The organism is Psychrobacillus sp. FSL K6-2365 (assembly GCF_038003165.1).
Classification (GTDB): Bacteria; Bacillota; Bacilli; order Bacillales_A; family Planococcaceae; genus Psychrobacillus; species Psychrobacillus psychrodurans.
Map to the genome: position 1 here is coordinate 1595163 of NZ_JBBOOO010000001.1, position 20660 is coordinate 1615822.

Sequence of the window (20660 nt, forward strand, 5' to 3'; positions counted from 1 at the left end):
CTGCCTCGCATATTCTTATTTAATTGAAAAAAAAGAATTGAATATAATTTTATAATAAATTATTCTTTATTACATCAATATTGATAAAACAACTTAACGAAAGGAATGGATTGATATATTTGACGTCAATATGCCAATACAAAAAGGTGAAAATGAATAATAATCCTATTTCTAACTTTGAAGATTTAATAAAAAAAGAATATTCCAATATATCAGGCGTTGTTATTATAAAGGATGAAAGTTTGATTTATGAAAAATATTTTGATGGGTACACCAAAGACGATGTTTTGCATATAGCATCTGTAACCAAAAGTATAATATCTGTTCTTATTGGTATTGCAATAGATAAAGGATATATTAAAAATGTAGAACAGAAAGTTTTAGAATTTTTTCCGGATTACACAGTTAAGCGTGGCGAAAAAACAATACAAAATATCACCATAAAAAATTTGATGACAATGACCGCACCGTACAAATACAAGTCAGAGCCATATACTAAAATTTATACAAGTGATGATTGGATAAAAGCTACATTGGATTTGCTAGGGGGGAAAGGCGATATTGGAGAGTTTAAATACTCAACCGTTGGTACACATATTTTATCAGGTATACTTGTAAGTGCAACAGGTCAATCTGTGATTGATTTCGCAACGGAAAGCTTGTTTAACCCTCTTAAAATCAGAGCTCCTAAAAATGTAATTATACAAAACAAAGAAGAGTATTTAGCTTTTCTTAAGGATAAATATGTTACTGGTTGGATAGTAGACCCTAAAGGTATAAACACCGCCGGTTGGGGGCTTACTTTAACGGCACGGGATATGGCAAAAATAGGTCAGTTATATTTAAGTGGTGGTGTATGGAACGGTAATCAAATACTATCTTCCAAATGGATAAAGGACAGCACTAATGAAAAAACTCGATGGGGAGAGTTGTCATACGGTTACTTATGGTGGATTGTTGATGATTGCTATGCAGCTCTGGGTGATGGTGGAAACGTAATTTTCATAAACCTCAAAAAGGAAATGATAATCACTATTGCTTCTCGATTTATGCCACGTGCCAAGGATAGAATTGAATTGATTAGAAAGCATATTATGCCATTGTTCGAATAAGATAAATCGGGTGTTTAGTGAATGTGCCAGAATAAACTGAGCTTGGAAATCTTTCTCCAAGCTCAGTTCTCTAGATATAATAATATGAAAATAAGACTAAAAGGATGGAAAATACCAGTATAGCATCAATTTATCTAAAAATGATTCTTTGTAATTGTAATGCAAAAATTACGCTTTTATGAGAATCTATATTTTAATGAATTAAATAAAGGTTTTTGGTAATGTACTGTTGAATCGTGACATTAGAGTTTGGAATTATTCCGAAGAAAGTAACATATTCTTTAAAGTTCGATGACGTTTTTGACTACTTTCTAATATTAAGTAATACATCTAATTCTTGACTACATTTAACCACTTCTGGATGAGTAAATCCTAAAATTATTGCTTTTTTGCACATAACTTTTCTTTTGATCTCTATTATAAATTCCAATTTTTTCTTACTAACTAAGCTTTTCATAAAAATACCTCCAGATTATTGGGTAATCATAGCTTTGTCTCTATGGTTAAATTAAATAAAGTGATTATGATATTCAATTTTTAAGGAATAAAATTATTACTTTAAATTATGTATTTAATATAATTACTTATATTATAATTTAATTTGAAAATTATAAATATACTAAAATTTAAAATTATTAAAAATAAACTAGTCTCTACTATATTTCTTTATTCGATGCTATCATTAATTTACCGACCGGTAAGTAAAATTTGAGGAGTAATAATATGAAAGATAAAAAAGAAACGTATGATCTTATAGTAGAAACTGCTTATAAAATGTTTGCAGAAAATGGATTTGATAAAACTAGTTTAGCCATGATTGCTAAAGGAGTAGGCATTTCAAAGCCAGCTATTTATTATTACTTCGACTCGAAAGAAAAATTAATTGATTTTTTATTTGAGGAAATTTGCAAGGAAATAATGATTCAATCTACCATTATGCTTGATGATTTGACAGTTAATAACTTTGAACAATTTCTGCTTAACTTTGGATTTAAAATGATCCAGGAACAGGAAAGAGATGTTTATTTTAATAAAATATTTAATGAATATATTTTATTAGCAACAAGGAATGATAAATATATGACTCAGTTAAATAAAATACAGAAAAGCTACTTTGAAAACTTTAGTATGTTAATGAATTATGGCGTTAAAATTGGTGTTGTTAATAGGGATAATGTTGAAAACAAATCTAATATACTTGTAATGGTTATAGATAATATAGGCAATTTTATATTGACAGGGCTTGAATTAGATTACAAGGGGACATGGGAAGAAGCAGTAAAAAGTGTGCTAAAGGGAGTTAGAAATGATTAAACACCAAATCACAAATCAACGGATAGAGGGGCTCGACTTTGCTAGAGCATTAGCTTTATTTGGAATGTTTGTTGTTAACTATAAAGTAATAGTTGGGGCTGAGGGTAATGGTGCAGAGTGGTTAATATGGTTTACAGAGCTTTTTCAAGGCAGAGCTTCTGCAATCTTTGTTTTGTTGGCTGGAATTGGTATATCCTTAATGACTAGGCAAGCTAGAAATGGAAACTCTGATTTACTAATAAGAAATAGCAAGAAAATCATCTGGAAAAGATCTGTTTTTCTATTTCTACTAGGTATGGTTTTATACGTTGCAGGTTGGACTGGAGATATTCTACATTATTACGGTATGTTTATGTTTATCGCTTCATTTTTAATTGCTGCTTCTAACAAAATTATTATAATAATATGTATCCTTTTTGGCCTAATTGCTCAAATTATGCAAGTAACAGGTAACTATTTAAAGGGATGGAATCTCGATAGACCGTTTATAGAATACACAGACTTTTGGACTGCCGAAGGATATTTAAGAAATTTATTGTTTAATGGTTACCATCCTATATTTCCTTGGGTTTGCTTCTTTTTAATAGGCATGATTATAGGACGGCACGATTTAACAAATAAGATTATCCTTAAAAAAATAGGAATAATTTCCTCAATACTTTTAATATTCTCTGAGTTCATATCTAGAGTTTTACTTCAGTTTTCTCTTAGGATATTAGATGTAGAAAGTGCAAGTTATTTATTTCAAACAGGACCAATACCTCCAAATCTATTCTACCTAATATCAAATACTTCTTCAGCTTTACTTGTAGTAGTAATTTCCATTTATATTACTAGTAAATTCTCTAGGAATTGGTTAATAAATGCCTTAGTTAAAACAGGCCAATTAGCCTTAACTCATTATGTAAGTCACGTATTTGTTGGTATTGGGATATTGATTTTATTAAGTAAATTGGAATATCAGACACTTGGATTTTCATTGATATTTTCTGTTTTGTTTTTTGTAGGGAGTATTTTGTTTTCAATAATATGGAGAATGAAATTTAAAAGAGGTCCACTTGAATTGGTTATGAGAAAGCTTGTTAACTAGAATGATTCCATTAGAAATAGCAGATAGTATAAATGGTTGGTGCTATCTATACTGCTAGAGGGGATGAATTACATGCAACACTTTTCTCGGAGTGTAAAGTGGTCCATAATGAATATTGTGCATCGAATGCTAAAATAAAGAATTTTTTCCTCTTGTGTTGTATATTGATAGTGAGGAGGGATTATTTATGACTAATGAAGAAATAAACAAACTATCAAATATATTATTGCAAAGTCTGTATGACTATCATTTTGCTAATAATGGAGGAAGTTATGTATTACCTAAAGCAATGGTAAATGCTGACCTCAATAGCAAACTAGCTATTGAGTACCTTATCGAAAAGGAATATGCCTTAGATAGTGGGCAAGGTTCAGATAACCTAGTTTTAGCTATAACACCAGAAGGTATGGACTATATTAAAAACAACAAATAAGTGCTCAGCAGAGAAACACTCACCGAGACCATTGGAATAGAGTTTAAATTAGCGAGGTATTTGTCGATTTAATAATCGAATACCTCGCTTTTTTATATTGTTTTGGAAATTATAAAACTGGGGATAAATTGGTGATAATTTAATCTGTAAATGTTTGTTGACTAGTATAGTTGATTCGCACAAGTGCCGTAAAAAGTATAGGATGGACTGGATTTAATAAGCTACAAGAGAGCTTTTTATTGTTAATGAACTAAATATCCATTCTCGCTAGCTCTTCCATTATCGACTTCTTTTTACAAAAAGTTTTTTCTTTATGTTTAAATAGTTCTTCATTTCAAAAATCAGATAAAATAGATTTGCCCGTACTTCAAATTCTTCTCTTGTCTTTGGCAAATCCATCTTGCGGATCAAGGCATTTAAATCCTCTAACTCATTTAATGAAATGTCGGTTGTATCTCCCGAATGAACGTTTCGACTTAAATTCTCCAAAAACTCTGCAATCATTTCTTTCTGTTTGACGTCTAGACTAGAGGAAGAGAAGATAGCAACGATTTTCATCATATGTTTTAGGAGTTCCAGTTGATCCTCTCGCATTTCCAAATAATAATAGTCTTTATTTTGTTTTCGCAACAGATGATTTTCTACATCTTGAATGGCTATGCTTTTGGATTGATTAATCAATTCCTCTACTTCAAGTATTTCTTTCCCATCCCAGTTTCGCATACTATCCCTTAAATGGGCAGAGAATTCAAAGAGAATAACTTCAAACTTTTGTTCAATCTCCCTCTTAAAGATTTCAATATCTCGCTTGAGATTTGGCATAAAACTATTAACAAGAAGAGCAATACCCATACCTATAAAAATGATATAGAGCTCGTTCAGAAGAATAGCCCAGTTAGCATCCTTTACCGTATAAACATGTAAAACGACAACCATACTTGTGACAAAACCACCCTGGATATGAGCTCTTACGAGGAGTGGAACAAATAAAATAATAAATAAGGAAAAGACAATAGGATTATAACCCAATAATTCAAACAACAAAGCACCAAGAATCAAAGATAAAAGAGAGGTAAAGAATTTATCCTTAATTGTAATTAATGTTTTTTTCTTCGTTTTCTCAATACACATAATAACAATGATTGCTGCAAATGTTGCAAATTCCAAATCCAATAAACTCGCAATCCAAATTGCCAGACCTGCTCCTACAGCAGTCTTTATCGTCCGATAACCAAAACCAATCATAGAAGCACCATCCTATTATTTTTTACTATGTAAATCCTTGCATACTACCTGTTTTACAAAAAACGCGTTAATTCACTAGGCTGGTGATAATTGCACAAATAATACGCATGTACGTAATTTGCGCAACAAACCCTGCACTCGAGTAATCAAATTAAAACCATAATTAAGACTGGTTATATTTGATTAATTAGAATGGAAAATCTTATTGTAGTAAAATTATTTTTGCTTACCTCAGGTGTATGTATGCAGGTATTTCTGTCGAGCAATCGTTTCTTTTTGAAAACTACTATTTACTATATCAACAATTCAATAGAAGAAGTCAAAGAAAATCTTTTACTTGGGATAAAACCAGTTTTTACTTAAGACCTATCCGCTACCTTCATCAAGAAATAAGGTGAATATATACGACTTATGAAAAGAGATTAGTTACATTCTGTGAATGATGACTAAGAGAAGGCATATGCTTAAAGATCGCAAGCACGGTTTGGGGAGGGGGAGAAACACAATCTACCACAAGGTAGAGAGAATTCCATCTACTCGATTAGTGCTTACTACAAAAATGAAAGATAGTAATGCTCTTATTATTTTTCTCCAAAAGTAAACAACTTTATTATTTCTATACAAATATCAATTCTTAGACTCTGTCGTAATCGTCTCACACCCGTTGAATAACGCAAACCTTTGGAGACAACTGTTCAAAGCAGTTTGTAATCGTGTTGTTTGTTTCACATCGTTCTCATACCAGATGTTTTTAACAATTAGCGTTCCAGTTTTTCGATCCGCGATTATCTCTGCGCGTCCAATGAAACCCTCTCCATATAATAGAGGTAATACATAATAGCCGAATTTTCGTTTGATTGCAGGCGTGTAAATCTCCCATGTATAATCGAAGTCAAACAATTCTTTGATAAGTTTTCTGTCCCATATGAAATTATCAAGCGGGGCAATAAGCTCGCAACGAAATTTCTGCTCCTGATTTTGCAGAACGGCTTCAATAAGCGGTAAATCCTCTGCTAGGCAATACAGTGTATCCTTCATTTGTTCCACAGCAACTGCAACAATGGAAGATTCTTGTAATAGTTGGTGGAAAACTTCGTTGCGCTGTGCTGCTTTCAACCCCCATATGTTCAGCCATGCATCTGATGCACGATTCCATAATAGACCTACAGAGCTAATTCGACGCAGTACCCGCCACTTATGATGTTCAAGCTCATCCTCTAGCGGTTCTGATGCATTCAGTAGATTTGGCTGTATGTACTTCTTGGCGATATCGTAATATTTACGCGTTCCTTTTTTATGATGGATAATCAACTCCCCTGTCGAATACATCTGTTCCAACACCGATCGAGATGAATTGTTTCCTCCACTCCAGTGAATGGCCGATTGCCACGAGAAATCTCCATCCAATTTTAAATCATTCGAACTTAGTGCACCGTGTTTTTGGATGTGAGCACGTGCTTGCTCTGTTAATGCTTCCATTTCAGGATATCGTTCAGCATGTTGTCGGGCGGCTTGCCTGTATCGTTCAAAATACGGCCAGTCCTCGACAGGTATAATGGCCAGGTTTTTGTCGGGATAATCTACAAGGCTTCTATCTTCATAAAGCAACTCGTAGAGCATTCCCTTGGTAAATCCTTTAATTCGCGATTGTAGCACCAATTCAGCGTTTTTTCCGCAAACATCGATGGGGTCGTACTGAATACAGTTGACCTGGCGAGCAAAATCCAATAAGCCCTGTTTCCCACTAAATTTATATTTGCCCAAAAGTCCATGCTTCAACAACAGAAATTGCCGTGCCTGTCGGTTTGTTAATTGAATCATGTTTGTTCGCACCTACCTCTAGTTTAGTTTTTTTATTATATTACAGTGGAGGGGAAAAACAAAGGAGACGGGTGAGATGAATTTTTTCATGATTATTGCTAAGAGTGTTTCTTATACTTTTTATTGTATGTGTTGGGTATATTTGTTATATGATTCCGTGGAAAAGGTTTAGAGGAAACAGTAGTACAAACTGAAGATATAGTAGATGCGGTTAATTGTGTGGAGCTACTTGTTCAAAGCTTAAATAATGGTTATGGTAAACATACATTAGGTATTTAAAAGAGAAATGCTTATCAAATAACCAGGTGCTTTTCTTCAAGGAGGGTATAGCTTTTTTCTTATCGAACTAACGAAGCAGTTTAGTTGAAGAAGATTCTAGGTTTTTATGAAGCAATATAGATGTAGTGAGGGAGAATTAAAGATGGGTTTTATTATAACCGTTGGTGTTATTGTGATAGCTATAAGTTGCTTGACTATTGAAGTGAAGTTAAGAAAAGCAAATGAACAAAATAAAGAAATAATTGAACTGTTAAAACAATTGAACGAATAATAAAATACTAGTTCTTCACCTATTGGATGCTTGAGTAATGGTGTAAAAGGTAAAGGCTGTTTTTCACAAATAGCTATTATGCCAACTATCTTACATGTAGAATTGGATATATTGTTGAAGAAGAGAAGGGGGAGTTTCTGATAGAATTAAAAGTAGATAAAAATTATATTTGGGTATATTTCATAATATTTTATGCCCTATGGTGTATCAGAGAATTATGGTTGGTGCAATATTTAGATTTGATGGCCCCCGTCCCAAGAGCTATATCATCAGCCACTATTAAAGTAGGTATTTGGATCATTCCTGTTATTTTATTAGTTAAAATTATGGAAAAAAGTAAACCGTTTTCTTATTTACAGTTACATCATAACTTTAGAAAAGGTCTAAAATGGACAGGTTGGGTATCCTTAGCCTTGATATTCTATTTTCTAATAAATTTTATCATTTTTAAAAAAAATATCGATTTTCAAATAGGATTTAACGGCTGGCTTAATACTATTCTATTGGTTGGTATAACTGAGGAAATTGTCTTTAGAGGTTTTTTATTAAGAAAACTAATGGATTCTTTTAGATTCTGGATAGCAAATACAATTACAGCTTTACTCTTTGTATTGATTCATTTTCCTATTTGGTTTTATAAAGATCTGTTTGAATTCCCTTATATTCTAAGTTCCATATTAACAGTTTTTGTGTTGGGTATTATATTTGGGGTTGTATATAAGAAAAGTAATTCTCTTTGGTCAGTAATTATTATTCACTCTTTGTATAATTTGTTAGTGTTACTCTTCTACTAACTGGTGCTTTACTTCAAGAAGAAGTAAAGCCTTTTTTTCTTATTGAACTCCCATGAAAATTAAAAAATGCTCAAAATCAACAAAATTGCATTACAAAAAAGACTCAGAAAAAGCTTTTTTAAAAAAAGGCTGAGCCTTCAGAATTTTTATATGAAGTTAAAGGGTAAATCAGGAACCAACTCCATTCTCCTAAGAATAAAGGCAAGCTGGTGCAATAACCAAAGTAGGATTAATCTCCCATGAGTGCTACTCGTATAGAGTGCGACAGTCTGTGATGCACCGTGGTCGTTGGAGTCAGACTAACGGAAGGGCTCTAAGGCCATAGTTCATCGACCTTCTTCGCCAGCCGTAGTATCCTATACCCGTTCTGCAACAATTTTCATCCTCTGTGGTGCAGCGTTTTTTTTGCTGCATGTATGGCTAACGGAGCAGTTTAGTTTAAAAAGATAAAATAATAATAAGTGGGGGATTAAATGTTATTGACTCCTTTAGGTGCTATTAAATTATTTGTTAATGATGATGAAGTGGGATTTACTGCTGTAAAATTAGATTTAGAATTGCATTGTCGAGATGTAAGTGGTAGGTATTTAATTCAATATGAATACAAAAGTGATATGAAAAATCAAGAGATTAAATGTTGTATACCTTCAATAGATGTAAAGGGAGATTTTGAAAATGGTGAAAGGCTTGAAGCAATATCTTTTTACAGAAATGAAATAAAACTCACAATTGGGATAGAAGGAGAATTCACAGACGACGAAAATTATACTGATTATGGTGGGGATTATTTAAGTGATGGAATTCAATATGTAACATATCACAATACTCCAGATAGAAAATTTTATTTTGGTGTTTGTTGGATTCAACCATTGACAGAAGAAAATGATATTCAAACATGGTTTGGTGCTGACCCAACTTTAATGGGGAATTTATAGTTTGTGAAGAAATATATTTAAAGTAACGAGATGCTTTACTTCAAGAGGGAGTAAAGCCTTTTTTCTAAATAAATTAAAGTAAACAAGTTAGCTTAATAAGATAAATGGATTTATGCTTGTTTCAAATGGAAAAGTTGTTTAAAATTGGAACTTCTATTTATTTCATACGTATTAAAGTAAAGCAACAGGTTAGTTGAATAAGGAAAATAGTTTTTTGCTTGTTTAAATGGAAAGTTAATTTCAAAATAGAATCTCAACTTGTTTTAAACGTAATTAAGTAATGCCTCAGATTAGTTTTATAAAATGATTTATGATGAAAACCTTAGTGGTCTCGAATGACATTGTAGGTTTTTGAGGAAAAAAAGTCCGATGATTTGAAAAGTGGTGACTTATGATGAAGATATTAAAAAAAACTATCGACTTCCTCAACAGATGGAAGAACATAGACATATGGGGAGACAGGAACGAGGATTTATCGGAGGATGATATAAAATATATGGATAGCATTCCATCTCAAAATCCGTATGGAGTGGTAGGAATGATTATTAGTGGATTTGCTTTCGTATTTCCTCAATATCCTTTTTCTATTATTACTCTGATCTTTTGTATAGTAACTTTTTTTACTTTTGATAAGGAAAAAGAAGATAATCCTTGGACGTTTATTATGGGAATAATATTATCTTTATTGGGGTTATTAATGTTTATTACAGGTGAAGTTCATCAATTAATAATCTAGTACAATTTTTTTGTTTTCAGAAAAGAAAAAAATTAATATTAAGGTATTCTCTTATATAACGGTTGTGAAAGACTTCACTTAAAGTAACGGGTGCTTTATTTCAAGAAGGAGTAAAGCCTTTTTCTTATTGAAGTAACGAAGCAGTTTAGTCTAATAAAAATGTCTGTGCATATAGAAATTTGGTACTAAAGAGGTGAAGTGAAGTCACATGAAATTAGATTATCAAATTAATACTTTGAAATTAAATCGTTTTATGAAAACTGAAAATGAAATTCTATTATTTGAAGAAGCATTAGCAGTAATAGGTAAAACCAGTGATTATCATATAATTGGAAAGTTGATTGATATATTAGAGGATGATACTGAACACGAAGAAATTAAGTGGGGGCTTGTACACACAATAGAATATTTAAGTGAATTTTCTCCAAAAGAAGCTTTAAAATCGCTGATAAATGCAGAGAGTGGATAGAAATTTTGCATTTTAGGATTTTAAACCATGATGAATATAGGAGACTATTTGGTGAAGCATTAAAAGAGGTTGATGTTCAAAATCAGGAGATGGTATTGAACTTATTAAATGATATCAAGAACGAATCTCCTGATAGATTTGGGAGCAAAGTTGAAGAGATAAAAATAATTTTGTATTACTAGCACTTTCTTTGATTTTAATAGGATTAATACTCTTTATTGAACCTATTCAACTAAGCGTGTGCTTTTCTTCTTATTATACTAAAGGCGAATTTACAAGCAGAATGGAAACTATACAGAATTTATTTAAGGGAGGAATTACAATAAAGGAAAAAATAATGATGTACATAGAAAGTAATTTCCCTAACTTATCAAGTGATTTGCATCTAAGGTTCGAACTAGGTCATCCATATAAAAATGGAACTGAAGAAAGAATTAATCAAGTTGTTACAAGAGTTACCACATTGTTCGAGGAAGTGTTCAGGCCGAATGATTTTATTTATCTTTTTATAAAAGATTGGAATGTAACAGAGGATGTTATGTTTGGAAATAACACCCCAGAATACCTGTATGACTTATTGAGTAAACAAAATATAGAAGAGGAAACTTTTTACGATATAGATGAGTATTATGATGAGTTAACGGGTCAAACAATAGAAATAAAAAATGAATACAAAATGAAATTTGTATACTCACGTTTAAAGTCTATAAGCTACAAGGAAGTGTTGGAAGGCATAGGGAATTATGAACAAGGAAGAGAGCCTTCAATTGGAGAATCTGTTTACTTTATTAGCACTGAAAAGGGCATAATATTTCACATGTATGACGACCGTGGATGTGATGTTTTTGGTTTAAATAAAGCTACTCTTGTGCCTGTATACCATAAGTTTAGAAAGTGGATTTTAGACTATAACCGTATTGAAATAGACTACGCTTTTGAAGAAGGTTTATTTAATTATCATGAAACTATAGAGGAAAGAGAAAAAAGACATAGAGAAAACAGACTAAAAGTAAAAGAAACTAAAATTAACTTATCTCAGGACAATACATGTCTCATTACTCATGCTCTTACCATACCAAATGAATATGCAGAAGAATGTATCAATGAGATAGGTGAAACAGGATTTAATATTGCGATCAGTAACAAAAATAGCGAGTGTACTAACATTAAAGTAACAAAAACAGAGGCTTTAGCACTTGTTGATTATCAAACTGAGCTCATGGCTTTATATTCAAAAAAATATAAAGGTGAGTACAAAGGATGGTCAGTTAAAGAAGCTTTTTAATTTGAAAATCCAGGATTAAAGCCTTTTTTCTAAGTGACTAACGAAGCAGTTTAATTGAACAAGAACAAAACAATTTTCATTGATAACTGTCGTAAAAGGGAATAAAAAGGAGATGTAATTATGAAGCCATTTATGTTACATCATAAATTTAATTGGCTACCTCCCAAATTACAGTACCGCAAAACCTATTCGATAGGATTTAAAAGTGTTGAGTACGAAAGTTTTACCTTTCAGCTAACGAAGAATAGTACGCACGTTATTTTTAAAAATATTACTAGGAAGATTATTGTTAGTAAACGAAAACTGAAGAGCTATTTTAAAGAGGGGCGTTTAGAATTTTTAGCTGTTCAATATGAGTAAATTAATAGAATTAATACTAATAAACAAAAAATGTGAAAAATCATACTTAAATCAACGGGTGCTTAGTTAAACAAGGCTATCACTTTTTGAAGATCTATTGTTATACCAAGAATACCAAGTTGATTTCGATGTTTGAGTTGGATTTTTTAAAGAATAGGGGTGTAGAAATAATATTCCGCTATTTCGTTATCTTTATTATTGGATATTGTTTAAGTTTTATTTTATCAATAGATTTATTTGATGAAAATAGTAGAGTAATAAATACATTATATAGAGTTTGCTTTGGACTGTTTTTTCTACTAGTAACTTGGCTTGTTCAACCTAAAAGAAATAATGGGGACAATTAGAATAACAGCGGTTAATGGATATCAATCTTTTCTTGTGAGCTTTAGTGTAACAACAGTAATTCTATTTTATTGAAGTAGGAACAGAAGAATAAAATAAAAAAGATTATAATGTGGGGAGACGATTTTTTGGTTAGTATATTGGAAACCTTATTCCAAGTATCAGCAATAATACTACTCCTATGTTCATTCTATTATTTTAGACATTTCAAGAAAATTAAGAGGGAAAGAAAGTTAACTTTTCCTGAACGTTCAATTTATATCATAACTCAAGTTGCAATTTATCTTTGTGCAGGTAGTTATCTACTTCTGTTTTTGGATAGGAATTTTGGATAATAATTATTTCACTAACAGTGTACTTTAGCAGAACATGAGGCAGTATTTATGGGCAGCTTTTTATTAACTAGCGCCGCGAGTTAATCCAATAAGAAGTTTTTTAGGGGAACACCAGAACTTCTAATCGGGAGGTAATTTAGTGGGAAGAAAATATAATTTGTGGTCATTCATTTTATGTTTGTTATTATTAGTGCTTTCATTACAATCGTTATATGCATCATATAACCGAACTTGGCAAGTAGCACCACCTGCTTTGACTTTATGGTTACTCACTGTTATTGCTTTCGTTACGGGCATTATTGGATTGAAAGACAAAAGTAGTAGACCATCAAGATGGAGAAGTTGGCTTACTGTGCTAATTACATTTCCCCTTTCGGTAATTTTTCTATTAGGGGTAGCAGTAAATACATTTGCGAGAGAACCCATTGAAACAGCACAATCACCCGACTCTAAAATCATCATCGACTTTTACACATTAAACGGTGGAGCAGCTACCTCTATTAGTGTAGAAGGAATTGTAAATGGTCCCCTTTGGTTTAAAAAGAGGATTTATTATGAAGACCCTATGCACAAGGTAGATGTGGAATGGGACAATAACCATATTATTATAATTAACAATCACACTTTGGATTTGGATAAAGGAGAAACTTTTTTGGATTAAAATTTTTTTACTAATGTGGTGCTTTAGCCAAATATGGTCATCATTTCGATGTCCTATTTTTTATGTCCAAAATCTTAAATTAATCTCAGAATCTCAGATATGCAGTGTGAAATGTTACACTTAAACTAAAGGTGCAGTTTAGTTGAAGAGTAATTTACCCAAGTGTGGAAAGGGGAAATGGATAATTAATATGGATGCTGATTCTCTTATCCCGTTTATAGTTATTTGGGGATTACCAGCTTTTATAGTTGTTAGAACTTATTTTAAAATGAATACTGATGATAAAAAATCAGCAATCAATGATTTTAGGTCATGCCGTTTTGTTTTAACAATTGGATTTATTGTAATGGGTACTTTCTTTGCACATTTAGGGTCTTTATTCGCCATTAGGATAATGGAGTTAATTGGAATTGGTTTTTTTACTTTAGGAGGATTCTTATCAGCAATAAATCTGTGGAATAAGAATAAAACCAAAAGCGTGATTATACTGGTTTTAATAGCTTTTGTGGTACTTATTGAACTAAAGAAACAGCTTAGTTGAATAAGAAATCATGGATTTAGGGACTATTCACTATAATATCTTTTATTTTTACAGGAATGAAGGACAATTCTAAAACATAGCTTTATCCGAATAGCTTTCCGCGATAGATTGTGAAATGTTCCCCATAAAGAAATGCTGCAGTTTAGTTGAATAAGAATTAAAGGATTATCGTTCAACGTGGTTGAATAAGTATTATCTATACTAATTCTTTGGAGGTACATGATGGAGTTTTATAAATTTAGTAAAGATAGCGGTAAGAGAATTTCAAAGTTTGATTCAAATTTTTTTATGTCTCGTGTTATTCAAACAGATAAAGCAACTAATATAGGATATATGCACTTAGAAGAAAATGGCATTGTAGGGTACCATCAAGCAGTAGTGCCTCAACTTTTGGTAGTAATAACAGGAGAAGGATATGTTAGTAATGACAGAGAAGAATATTTTAAAGTTCAGTCTGGAGATGCGGTATTTTGGGAAAAAGATGAATGGCATGAAACGAAATCAGAAAATGGGTTAACTGCTATTGTATTTGAAAGTGTCGAGTTAAATCCTTCCTTATTTATGGCATCAAAGAAATAGATATTATTCAAGTCATAGCAAAGAAAGGGTACAGTCTGGACCAGATAGATATTCTTATGAATTTAAAAAACTTTAAAACGGACTACTTGTTCAGCTATCGGTGTGCTTTACTTCAAGAAGAGGTAAAGCTTTTTTATATTTATAAAGATTTAAGTACAGCAAGAAAAAATCGTTCACACTTAAAATTAGGTATTCACTATGTCGAATAAAATTAATTTCACTAAAAATGAAATTATTTAACTATAGAACTCGTTATTAGAGAAGAGGGAAAAACAAAAACAAGACATGCCCATAATTGTATTAGAAGGAGGTTCATATGGAAGAAGAGTTGCAATGGATTCAAGAGATATTAACTGGTAATAAGCAGGCTTATTCTCACATTATAAATAAATACAAAAACTTACTTTATGCGACTGTTTTACGGATGACCAAAAATCCACAGATTGCACAAGATTTAGTTCAAGAGGCATTCATTAAAGTATATCACCAACTTGGAAAGTATAATCATAAGGGATCATTTTCAAGTTGGATTTATCGGGTGACTATTAACCATTGTATGGATGAGTTTAGAAAGAAAAGCTATCAATTGAAACAAATACAAATTAACGAAGAAAGAGTTGTAGATTCTAATCATCCAGAGATTATTTTATTGAAAAAGGAAAAGAGTAGACAGTTAGAACGACTAATTTTAACGCTTCCTGAAGATGAAAGAATGATTATTCTATTACGATATGTGAATGAATTAAGCTATGAGGAAATAAGTGAACTGGTTGAAGTGCCCCTTTCGGGGGTTCGAAATAAACTTCACAGAGCAAAGAAAAAAATGAGAGAAACAATAAATCGTGAAGGAGGCTATTTTTATGAACTGTCCGAAGGCCGATAAACTTTCTCAGTACGCTGATAACCTACTAACAGAGCAAGAACAGTCTCAAATACTTTCTCATTTAAACAATTGTGATACTTGTACAAGTATTGTTCAACTTTTTAAAGAGGAACAGGAATTTTTAAAGGTAAATTTACAATCACCAACATTACCAGATCATTTTGCATCACTTGTATTGGACCAACTGGAACCTTATAAGAAAAAAGATATTAGAAGAAAAAAACTGATTTGGAAACGTATCGTCCTACTGGCTGCTACCATTACGTTAGCTGTAGTTTTAACTGCAACATTAAGCCCTACCTTTGCGCAGATAATAAGTGGCATGTTTAGTACCAAGCAGGTAGATGAGGGATTAAATATGGCATCAGATGATGGGTTAGGTGAAAGGATTAATGTGGAAGTGTCAGATCAACAACTTACATTGAAAGTGGAGGATATAATTGTAGATTCATCCCGAGTAGCTTTGTCTTTACAAGTTATTAATGAAAAAGGAATTGTAGAAAAACCGAGCATAGATCATTCAATAAAAGGTAACCGAATCTCCGTTACTGGTTTTAATGGTGAATACAATTATACAATGGGTTACAGATTGGATGGTGGATTAGATTATAATTCTTTTCAAGTGTTTATAAGTGATGAACCTGGATTAGAGAAAGTAATAATCAATTTTCATCTTGTCGAGTTAAATGGCAAACAGGGAAATTGGGACATAGAAATACCAGTAGAAATATCAGGTAACAAAGAAAACACCAAAAACGTGAATCTTACTAAAGAAAACCAAACGATAAATGGAGTAGCAATTAATTTAAAAGAAATACAATTCGCACCCACGTCGAATACCTTGCATTATGAAACTTCGTACGAAGCATCAGAACAATTAGAAATCGAGAAAAACTTTAAAGCATTAAAAGAACAGTTCGGATTGGACGTCAGCGAACTCACATCCTTTGGAACATCTATTAAATATCATATAGAAAATGAAGATAACAATGTCATAATGAAATTTTCTCCTTATATTCAGACCGAACCTATGGATGATAAAATAATCATAAGTTCTGCAAGCGGAAAAGAAAAAATAGGGCATGCTGTATGGAAAGAAGTATTTGTACCTGATAAAAATGACAGCAATCTCACATTCGTATTGGACGGTGTCTATAAAGTAATTCCCACTGATTTTTCTATTAAGTTTAATCCTAAAGAAATTATAGAGAATCCTGTATCGTTTAAATATATGGGAAATGAGGTAACAATAAAAAAGGCTGAATTACAAAGTAGTGCCAATACAAGTGATCCAACTATATTTGAAATTGAAATGGCAGTGAATCAAAAAAGTAATGAAACGGAATTTGGTGAGTGGTTGTTGAAAGAAAATACTGGAAGGTATTTTAAACTTGATAGTGAAACTACAACAGGTGAAATAGGGGATTTCAAGCATACGCTATACTTCAAAACGAATGGTTTAAATGACATTCCGGAAGAAATATCTTTACATCTTCTTACTGCAACTAACTATTTTGAGATAGAGAACAAATGGCGAGTTCCATTATATGAATAAATAAGTCAATAGGATAGAAAATAAAAAATATATAAATAAGCGTTGTTGTGTACAACATTTGGGCCATATGGAGAGTATTTTGTGGTGGTAACTAGAAAACGGAATGAGTGACACAAGGAATAAATGTTATTTACGCTATACTACGGGGGGACTTATGAAAACTCACTATTATTTAGGCTGGTTTAACAATTTATTTCCAGTGAATCTGTGCAGTGTGTTACAGCAGGATATAACTGATAGAAAATCGCTTGTTATGATTAGCTCGAATCCATCTATTTATGAAGAAGCTGGTGCTACTGAACGCTCGTGGCTTGACCAGGCTGGCATTATGTTTGATGAATATCATTTAATTAATTATCGCGTCCAGAAGGAAGATGCCAAAACGATAATTCAAAATGCTTCAGTCATTTTCTTATTAGGAGGGGATACTCTTAAACAAAATGGCTTTTTGATAGAATATGAATTATCGGATTCGATTAAAAAAAGCAGCGCCGTAGTGATGGGAGCAAGTGCTGGTGCAATCAACATGTCCGCTAAATGGTTATGCTCGAAAAACTTAGGATATAAAGTTAAAATGAGCACTGTTTTCAACGGAATAGGTCTTGACAATTTTTCCGTCCTGTCTCATTTTGATCTTGAAAATAACATTGCACTGGTTCAAAGCGAACTATCTCTCCTATCGGAAGAAATAAATATTTATGCGTCTAACAAAGATTGCGCTATACGTGTAAAGGAAGATAAAATCGACGTTTTTGGCAATGTTTTTTTAATTTCCCACTCGAGGATTCAGAAATTGGATGCGACGCTCTAGTTGTAGTGAATGGCCAAGTGGCTGCCTGTAAAGATTAACAATGTGCTTTAGCAAATTTGGCCATCATTTCGATGGTCTATTTTATGTCCAAACATTAAGTTGTTCTCAGATTTGCATTGTGAATTGTTACACTTAAACTAAAGCGGGAGTATAGTTGAATAAGGTATTATCAATTAATCAATAATATGAAGAAATCAAGGTGAAAAGAAATGTTTCAGTTCCAACACGAGGTGCAAAGAAAGGAAAAGATATATGTCATTTTATTTGTTATATCTGTATTGATAAATGTAGTTTTATTCTTTGTAGATGGTAGTATCCTTCGCGGGATAATCAGTCTCTTAGTTTTTACTATTGTTCTTCACTATGGTTTACGAAAGAAAGTCTGGGCGGCATTAATCATAAAATATATGGTATGGATACATATTGTTTTATTGTTTATTATATTTCTCACTATGATAATTAAAGTAATACAGTAAGTACCTTATTCAATTAACTGTGTGCTTTACTTCAAGAAGGAGTAAAGCCTCTTATTGAACTAATGAAGCAGTTTAGTTCAATAAGTCCGTGAAAAATCATTTGAAATAATGTTTAATAATTCTTATTAAATAAAATAAGGGAGAGAGAAACCCATGAATTTAGGAGTTCCAATAGCAATTGGAAATACAGCACAAATCTATCTCTACGAAAACAAGATTGTCAAAGTTTTCAATGATTTCTTGCCCGATACGGAATCTTCATATGAAGCAAATAAACAAAAGTTTGCCCATTCATGTGGACTTTCTGTACCTAAAATATTCGATGTCACGACAATAAATGGGAAACAAGCCATAATAATGGAGTTTGTTAAAGGGAAAACAATAGGTAATATTTTATCCGAAAACATGGATCAAGCAGAATATTACATGAATATCTCCATAGATATACAGCGAAAAATTCATATGATAGGAGCTGATTCGCTTGAACCAATGTCTTTAAAGTTAAGCCGTCAAATTGAATCAGCACAACAGTTAGATAAAAGGAATAAGTCTGCTTTACTACAAAAAATGGATACGATTATATATAAGAAAAGGTTATGTCATGGAGATTTTCATATGTTTAATTTAATTATGTCAGATAATAACCTAGTGACAATTATTGATTGGGTGGATTCCAGTGCAGGGGATATACGTGCAGACGTCTATCGAACGTATCTATTGTATGAACAGTTCTCAATTGAATTAGCAGATATGTATTTGCGTCTTTATTGTCAAAAAAGTGGTTTATCTAAAGATGACATTTTTCAATGGGCTCCAATCATTGCAGGAGCAAGATTATCTGAAAATGTATCATCAGAAAAAAACGAACGTCTTATTAAGATAGTTAATCATTACTATCCATTATAATAAAATCATATTTTGTTAATATTCCTACTTAAGCTAACGGCTGCTTTACTTCAAGAAGGATTAAAGTCTTTTTTCTTATTGAACTAACACGACGTTTAGTTTAATAAGAAATTTGAGCAAAAGTATATAAAAAACCCCGTAAAGGAGGAAGTAAAATGGTTTTCCAACTGTATTTTAGTGTATCTGATGAAGATGAAAAAAATGATTACTGGGGTCCTTTGATGAACTATTTTTTATCACAATCAGATACTATAGAAATCCATTGTTGGAATGAAGAAAAAGAGGTTGTAGAGGAAGTCAAATCTATGCTAAAAGCCTCATTTGAAACAGTTAATGAAAATAATCTTACTATTTTCAAAGGGAATATATCGCTAGATGTAGTAAATCATTTATTATCTAATAATGTAAATATTGAGGGAAAGATAAAATGGTTCTCTATTTTTTTGAGTAAAAATGCCACCACTATTTTTCATTCCGAACATTGGGGGATGGAATTTTTTGCTCCCAATGTTAACGAGAAAGATATAGCCTTTATTAAATCGGTAATGCCAAAAGAAACAAACTTTAATCAATATAAATAGAGAAATTACTACTTTCATCTACAACAAACGTGGCAGGTTAGTTCAATAATGGGAGGAGCTAAATAAATGAAGAGACGATATCTATTCCTTTTGATAGTTTTTGGGGGGCTTACTATCTTTGGTTGTGAAGAAGAGAGTAAGGATAATGAACTGGTCACCAGAGTAGGATTAATCTCCCATGAGTGCTTCCCGTAAGGGAGCGACAGTCTGTGATGCACCGTGGTCGTTGGAGTCAGACTAACGGATGGGCTCTATGGCACCATAGTTCATCGACCTTCCTCTCCCAGCCGTAGTATCCTATACCCAGGTTTTCACATTTTCATTCTCTGTGGTGTAGCGCTGATTTTGCGCTACATGGATGGCTAACGGGTGCTTTACTTCAAGAAGGAGTAAAGCCTTTTTCCTTATTGAACTAACTAAGAAGGTTAGATATAGTACAAAGAAAAGCAGTTCAAAGGGGAGAGAGAAACATAAATGGATTGGAATTGGAATGATACCAACATAAAACTTCCATATACATCCGAAAACTTAAGGACATTGTTAGATACTGTTTGTCGGAAAGAAAACGGATTTTCACAACATGATTTTGCTATGTGGTGCGATACTTTAACGATGGCATTTGACGATGATGAAGGTGAAGAATTGAATGATTATGATTCACTAGCTAAAGGCGTCGCAAGGGATATCGAATGTCAATGGGATTTGTTTTGGAGTGAAAAAGAATTAAGGAATAGAGATCAGTCAGAATTAGAGTTACCTCATAGTTGGTTTATTGAATGGTCAAAGGAATTGCGTGTGTAAGAATAACGTTTCCTCTTCAACTAATGGGTGCTTTAGTTTAAC

General features: G+C 32.2%; 23 protein-coding genes. 20 read left to right on the forward strand and 3 right to left on the reverse strand.

Annotated features, from left to right (window positions below):
• The first annotated feature begins 152 nt into the window (after positions 1 to 152).
• Positions 153 to 1112 carry a serine hydrolase domain-containing protein gene (locus MKY29_RS07540; protein ID WP_340879429.1) on the forward strand — a complete coding sequence of 320 codons (960 nt, stop codon included), beginning with the start codon at positions 153 to 155 and terminating at the stop codon, positions 1110 to 1112.
• A gap of 304 nt (positions 1113 to 1416) precedes the next feature.
• Here MKY29_RS07540 and MKY29_RS07545 read toward each other — a convergent pair whose 3' ends face one another.
• Positions 1417 to 1569, reverse strand: a complete 153-nt coding sequence (locus tag MKY29_RS07545; RefSeq protein ID WP_090562250.1) for an aspartyl-phosphate phosphatase Spo0E family protein — start codon at positions 1567 to 1569, stop codon at positions 1417 to 1419.
• Positions 1570 to 1835: 266 nt separating this feature from the next.
• Here MKY29_RS07545 and MKY29_RS07550 point away from each other — a divergent pair, with 266 nt between their 5' ends.
• From MKY29_RS07550 to MKY29_RS07560, 3 genes are all read left to right on the forward strand, one after another.
• Complete coding sequence (locus MKY29_RS07550; protein ID WP_241595718.1) at positions 1836 to 2426, forward strand: TetR/AcrR family transcriptional regulator; 591 nt, start codon at positions 1836 to 1838, stop codon at positions 2424 to 2426.
• On the forward strand, positions 2419 to 3516 hold the full coding sequence (locus MKY29_RS07555; protein WP_241595716.1) for a DUF418 domain-containing protein: 1098 nt from the start codon (positions 2419 to 2421) through the stop codon (positions 3514 to 3516). The genes MKY29_RS07550 and MKY29_RS07555 overlap by 8 nt, the downstream gene beginning before the upstream one ends.
• 187 nt (positions 3517 to 3703) lie before the next feature.
• Positions 3704 to 3949 (forward strand): hypothetical protein, encoded by a 246-nt coding sequence (locus MKY29_RS07560; RefSeq protein WP_093494548.1) that lies wholly within the window; start codon positions 3704 to 3706, stop codon positions 3947 to 3949.
• 279 nt (positions 3950 to 4228) lie between these two features.
• Here the strand turns inward: MKY29_RS07560 and MKY29_RS07565 are convergent, their stop codons facing one another.
• Both MKY29_RS07565 and MKY29_RS07570 read right to left on the reverse strand, forming a co-directional pair.
• Positions 4229 to 5194 carry an aromatic acid exporter family protein gene (locus MKY29_RS07565; RefSeq protein ID WP_241595713.1) on the reverse strand — a complete coding sequence of 322 codons (966 nt, stop codon included), beginning with the start codon at positions 5192 to 5194 and terminating at the stop codon, positions 4229 to 4231.
• A 627-nt stretch (positions 5195 to 5821) separates the two neighbouring features.
• Positions 5822 to 7015, reverse strand: a complete 1194-nt coding sequence (locus tag MKY29_RS07570) for a winged helix-turn-helix domain-containing protein (RefSeq protein ID WP_340879430.1) — start codon at positions 7013 to 7015, stop codon at positions 5822 to 5824.
• Positions 7016 to 7436: 421 nt separating this feature from the next.
• Between MKY29_RS07570 and MKY29_RS07575 the strand changes: the two genes are divergently transcribed.
• The 16 genes from MKY29_RS07575 to MKY29_RS07655 all read left to right on the forward strand — a co-directional run bounded on the left by MKY29_RS07575 (position 7437) and on the right by MKY29_RS07655 (position 20618).
• Positions 7437 to 7565, forward strand: a complete 129-nt coding sequence (locus tag MKY29_RS07575) for a hypothetical protein (RefSeq protein ID WP_276517562.1) — start codon at positions 7437 to 7439, stop codon at positions 7563 to 7565.
• Between the two features lie 224 nt (positions 7566 to 7789).
• On the forward strand, positions 7790 to 8359 hold the full coding sequence (locus MKY29_RS07580) for a CPBP family intramembrane glutamic endopeptidase (protein WP_241596333.1): 570 nt from the start codon (positions 7790 to 7792) through the stop codon (positions 8357 to 8359).
• A 479-nt stretch (positions 8360 to 8838) separates the two neighbouring features.
• Positions 8839 to 9294, forward strand: coding sequence for a hypothetical protein (locus MKY29_RS07585; RefSeq protein ID WP_241595707.1), 456 nt, complete (start codon positions 8839 to 8841; stop codon positions 9292 to 9294).
• Positions 9295 to 9688: 394 nt separating this feature from the next.
• Positions 9689 to 10030 carry a cell division protein FtsK gene (locus tag MKY29_RS07590; RefSeq protein ID WP_241595704.1) on the forward strand — a complete coding sequence of 114 codons (342 nt, stop codon included), beginning with the start codon at positions 9689 to 9691 and terminating at the stop codon, positions 10028 to 10030.
• 208 nt (positions 10031 to 10238) lie between these two features.
• Positions 10239 to 10499: an Imm30 family immunity protein gene (locus MKY29_RS07595; RefSeq protein ID WP_241595701.1), complete on the forward strand. Its 261-nt coding sequence runs from the start codon at positions 10239 to 10241 to the stop codon at positions 10497 to 10499.
• A gap of 283 nt (positions 10500 to 10782) precedes the next feature.
• Positions 10783 to 11784 carry a DUF3885 domain-containing protein gene (locus tag MKY29_RS07600; RefSeq protein ID WP_340879431.1) on the forward strand — a complete coding sequence of 334 codons (1002 nt, stop codon included), beginning with the start codon at positions 10783 to 10785 and terminating at the stop codon, positions 11782 to 11784.
• A gap of 120 nt (positions 11785 to 11904) precedes the next feature.
• The gene (locus tag MKY29_RS07605) at positions 11905 to 12144 is read left to right on the forward strand and encodes a hypothetical protein (RefSeq protein WP_340879432.1); all 240 of its coding nucleotides are present in this window, start codon (positions 11905 to 11907) and stop codon (positions 12142 to 12144) included.
• An 819-nt stretch (positions 12145 to 12963) separates the two neighbouring features.
• On the forward strand, positions 12964 to 13485 hold the full coding sequence (locus tag MKY29_RS07615) for a DUF5412 family protein (protein WP_241595692.1): 522 nt from the start codon (positions 12964 to 12966) through the stop codon (positions 13483 to 13485).
• A gap of 142 nt (positions 13486 to 13627) precedes the next feature.
• On the forward strand, positions 13628 to 14026 hold the full coding sequence (locus tag MKY29_RS07620; protein WP_241595691.1) for a hypothetical protein: 399 nt from the start codon (positions 13628 to 13630) through the stop codon (positions 14024 to 14026).
• A 222-nt stretch (positions 14027 to 14248) separates the two neighbouring features.
• On the forward strand, positions 14249 to 14605 hold the full coding sequence (locus MKY29_RS07625) for an AraC family ligand binding domain-containing protein (protein ID WP_241595688.1): 357 nt from the start codon (positions 14249 to 14251) through the stop codon (positions 14603 to 14605).
• Positions 14606 to 14921: 316 nt separating this feature from the next.
• Entirely contained in the window at positions 14922 to 15488 is a 567-nt protein-coding gene (locus MKY29_RS07630; RefSeq protein WP_093496849.1) for an RNA polymerase sigma factor, read from the forward strand.
• Positions 15466 to 17043 carry a DUF4179 domain-containing protein gene (locus tag MKY29_RS07635; RefSeq protein WP_241595685.1) on the forward strand — a complete coding sequence of 526 codons (1578 nt, stop codon included), beginning with the start codon at positions 15466 to 15468 and terminating at the stop codon, positions 17041 to 17043. Before MKY29_RS07630 ends, MKY29_RS07635 begins: the two co-directional genes overlap by 23 nt.
• Before the next feature lie 154 nt (positions 17044 to 17197).
• Entirely contained in the window at positions 17198 to 17854 is a 657-nt protein-coding gene (locus MKY29_RS07640) for a Type 1 glutamine amidotransferase-like domain-containing protein (RefSeq protein WP_090562214.1), read from the forward strand.
• Between the two features lie 629 nt (positions 17855 to 18483).
• On the forward strand, positions 18484 to 19236 hold the full coding sequence (locus MKY29_RS07645) for an aminoglycoside phosphotransferase family protein (protein WP_241598657.1): 753 nt from the start codon (positions 18484 to 18486) through the stop codon (positions 19234 to 19236).
• A gap of 155 nt (positions 19237 to 19391) precedes the next feature.
• Positions 19392 to 19817, forward strand: a complete 426-nt coding sequence (locus MKY29_RS07650; RefSeq protein ID WP_241598659.1) for a hypothetical protein — start codon at positions 19392 to 19394, stop codon at positions 19815 to 19817.
• Positions 19818 to 20291: 474 nt separating this feature from the next.
• Complete coding sequence (locus MKY29_RS07655) at positions 20292 to 20618, forward strand: hypothetical protein (RefSeq protein ID WP_340879433.1); 327 nt, start codon at positions 20292 to 20294, stop codon at positions 20616 to 20618.
• Positions 20619 to 20660: the final 42 nt, after the last annotated feature.

Bases quoted from the DNA above. Each gene is read 5' to 3' on its own strand.
- MKY29_RS07645 (WP_241598657.1), top strand. From the start codon at position 18,484: ATGAATTTAGGAGTTCCAATAGCAATTGGAAATACAGCACAAATCTAT.
- MKY29_RS07540 (WP_340879429.1), top strand. From the start codon at position 153: ATGAATAATAATCCTATTTCTAACTTTGAAGATTTAATAAAAAAAGAA.
- MKY29_RS07600 (WP_340879431.1), top strand. From the start codon at position 10,783: ATGGAAACTATACAGAATTTATTTAAGGGAGGAATTACAATAAAGGAA.
- MKY29_RS07605 (WP_340879432.1), top strand. From the start codon at position 11,905: ATGAAGCCATTTATGTTACATCATAAATTTAATTGGCTACCTCCCAAA.
- MKY29_RS07595 (WP_241595701.1), top strand. From the start codon at position 10,239: ATGAAATTAGATTATCAAATTAATACTTTGAAATTAAATCGTTTTATG.
- MKY29_RS07625 (WP_241595688.1), top strand. From the start codon at position 14,249: ATGGAGTTTTATAAATTTAGTAAAGATAGCGGTAAGAGAATTTCAAAG.
- MKY29_RS07650 (WP_241598659.1), top strand. From the start codon at position 19,392: ATGGTTTTCCAACTGTATTTTAGTGTATCTGATGAAGATGAAAAAAAT.
- MKY29_RS07555 (WP_241595716.1), top strand. From the start codon at position 2,419: ATGATTAAACACCAAATCACAAATCAACGGATAGAGGGGCTCGACTTT.
- MKY29_RS07655 (WP_340879433.1), top strand. From the start codon at position 20,292: ATGGATTGGAATTGGAATGATACCAACATAAAACTTCCATATACATCC.
- MKY29_RS07570 (WP_340879430.1), bottom strand. From the start codon at position 7,015: ATGATTCAATTAACAAACCGACAGGCACGGCAATTTCTGTTGTTGAAG.
- MKY29_RS07630 (WP_093496849.1), top strand. From the start codon at position 14,922: ATGGAAGAAGAGTTGCAATGGATTCAAGAGATATTAACTGGTAATAAG.
- MKY29_RS07575 (WP_276517562.1), top strand. From the start codon at position 7,437: ATGGGTTTTATTATAACCGTTGGTGTTATTGTGATAGCTATAAGTTGC.
- MKY29_RS07550 (WP_241595718.1), top strand. From the start codon at position 1,836: ATGAAAGATAAAAAAGAAACGTATGATCTTATAGTAGAAACTGCTTAT.
- MKY29_RS07545 (WP_090562250.1), bottom strand. From the start codon at position 1,569: ATGAAAAGCTTAGTTAGTAAGAAAAAATTGGAATTTATAATAGAGATC.
- MKY29_RS07590 (WP_241595704.1), top strand. From the start codon at position 9,689: ATGAAGATATTAAAAAAAACTATCGACTTCCTCAACAGATGGAAGAAC.
- MKY29_RS07635 (WP_241595685.1), top strand. From the start codon at position 15,466: ATGAACTGTCCGAAGGCCGATAAACTTTCTCAGTACGCTGATAACCTA.
- MKY29_RS07640 (WP_090562214.1), top strand. From the start codon at position 17,198: ATGAAAACTCACTATTATTTAGGCTGGTTTAACAATTTATTTCCAGTG.
- MKY29_RS07565 (WP_241595713.1), bottom strand. From the start codon at position 5,194: ATGATTGGTTTTGGTTATCGGACGATAAAGACTGCTGTAGGAGCAGGT.
- MKY29_RS07560 (WP_093494548.1), top strand. From the start codon at position 3,704: ATGACTAATGAAGAAATAAACAAACTATCAAATATATTATTGCAAAGT.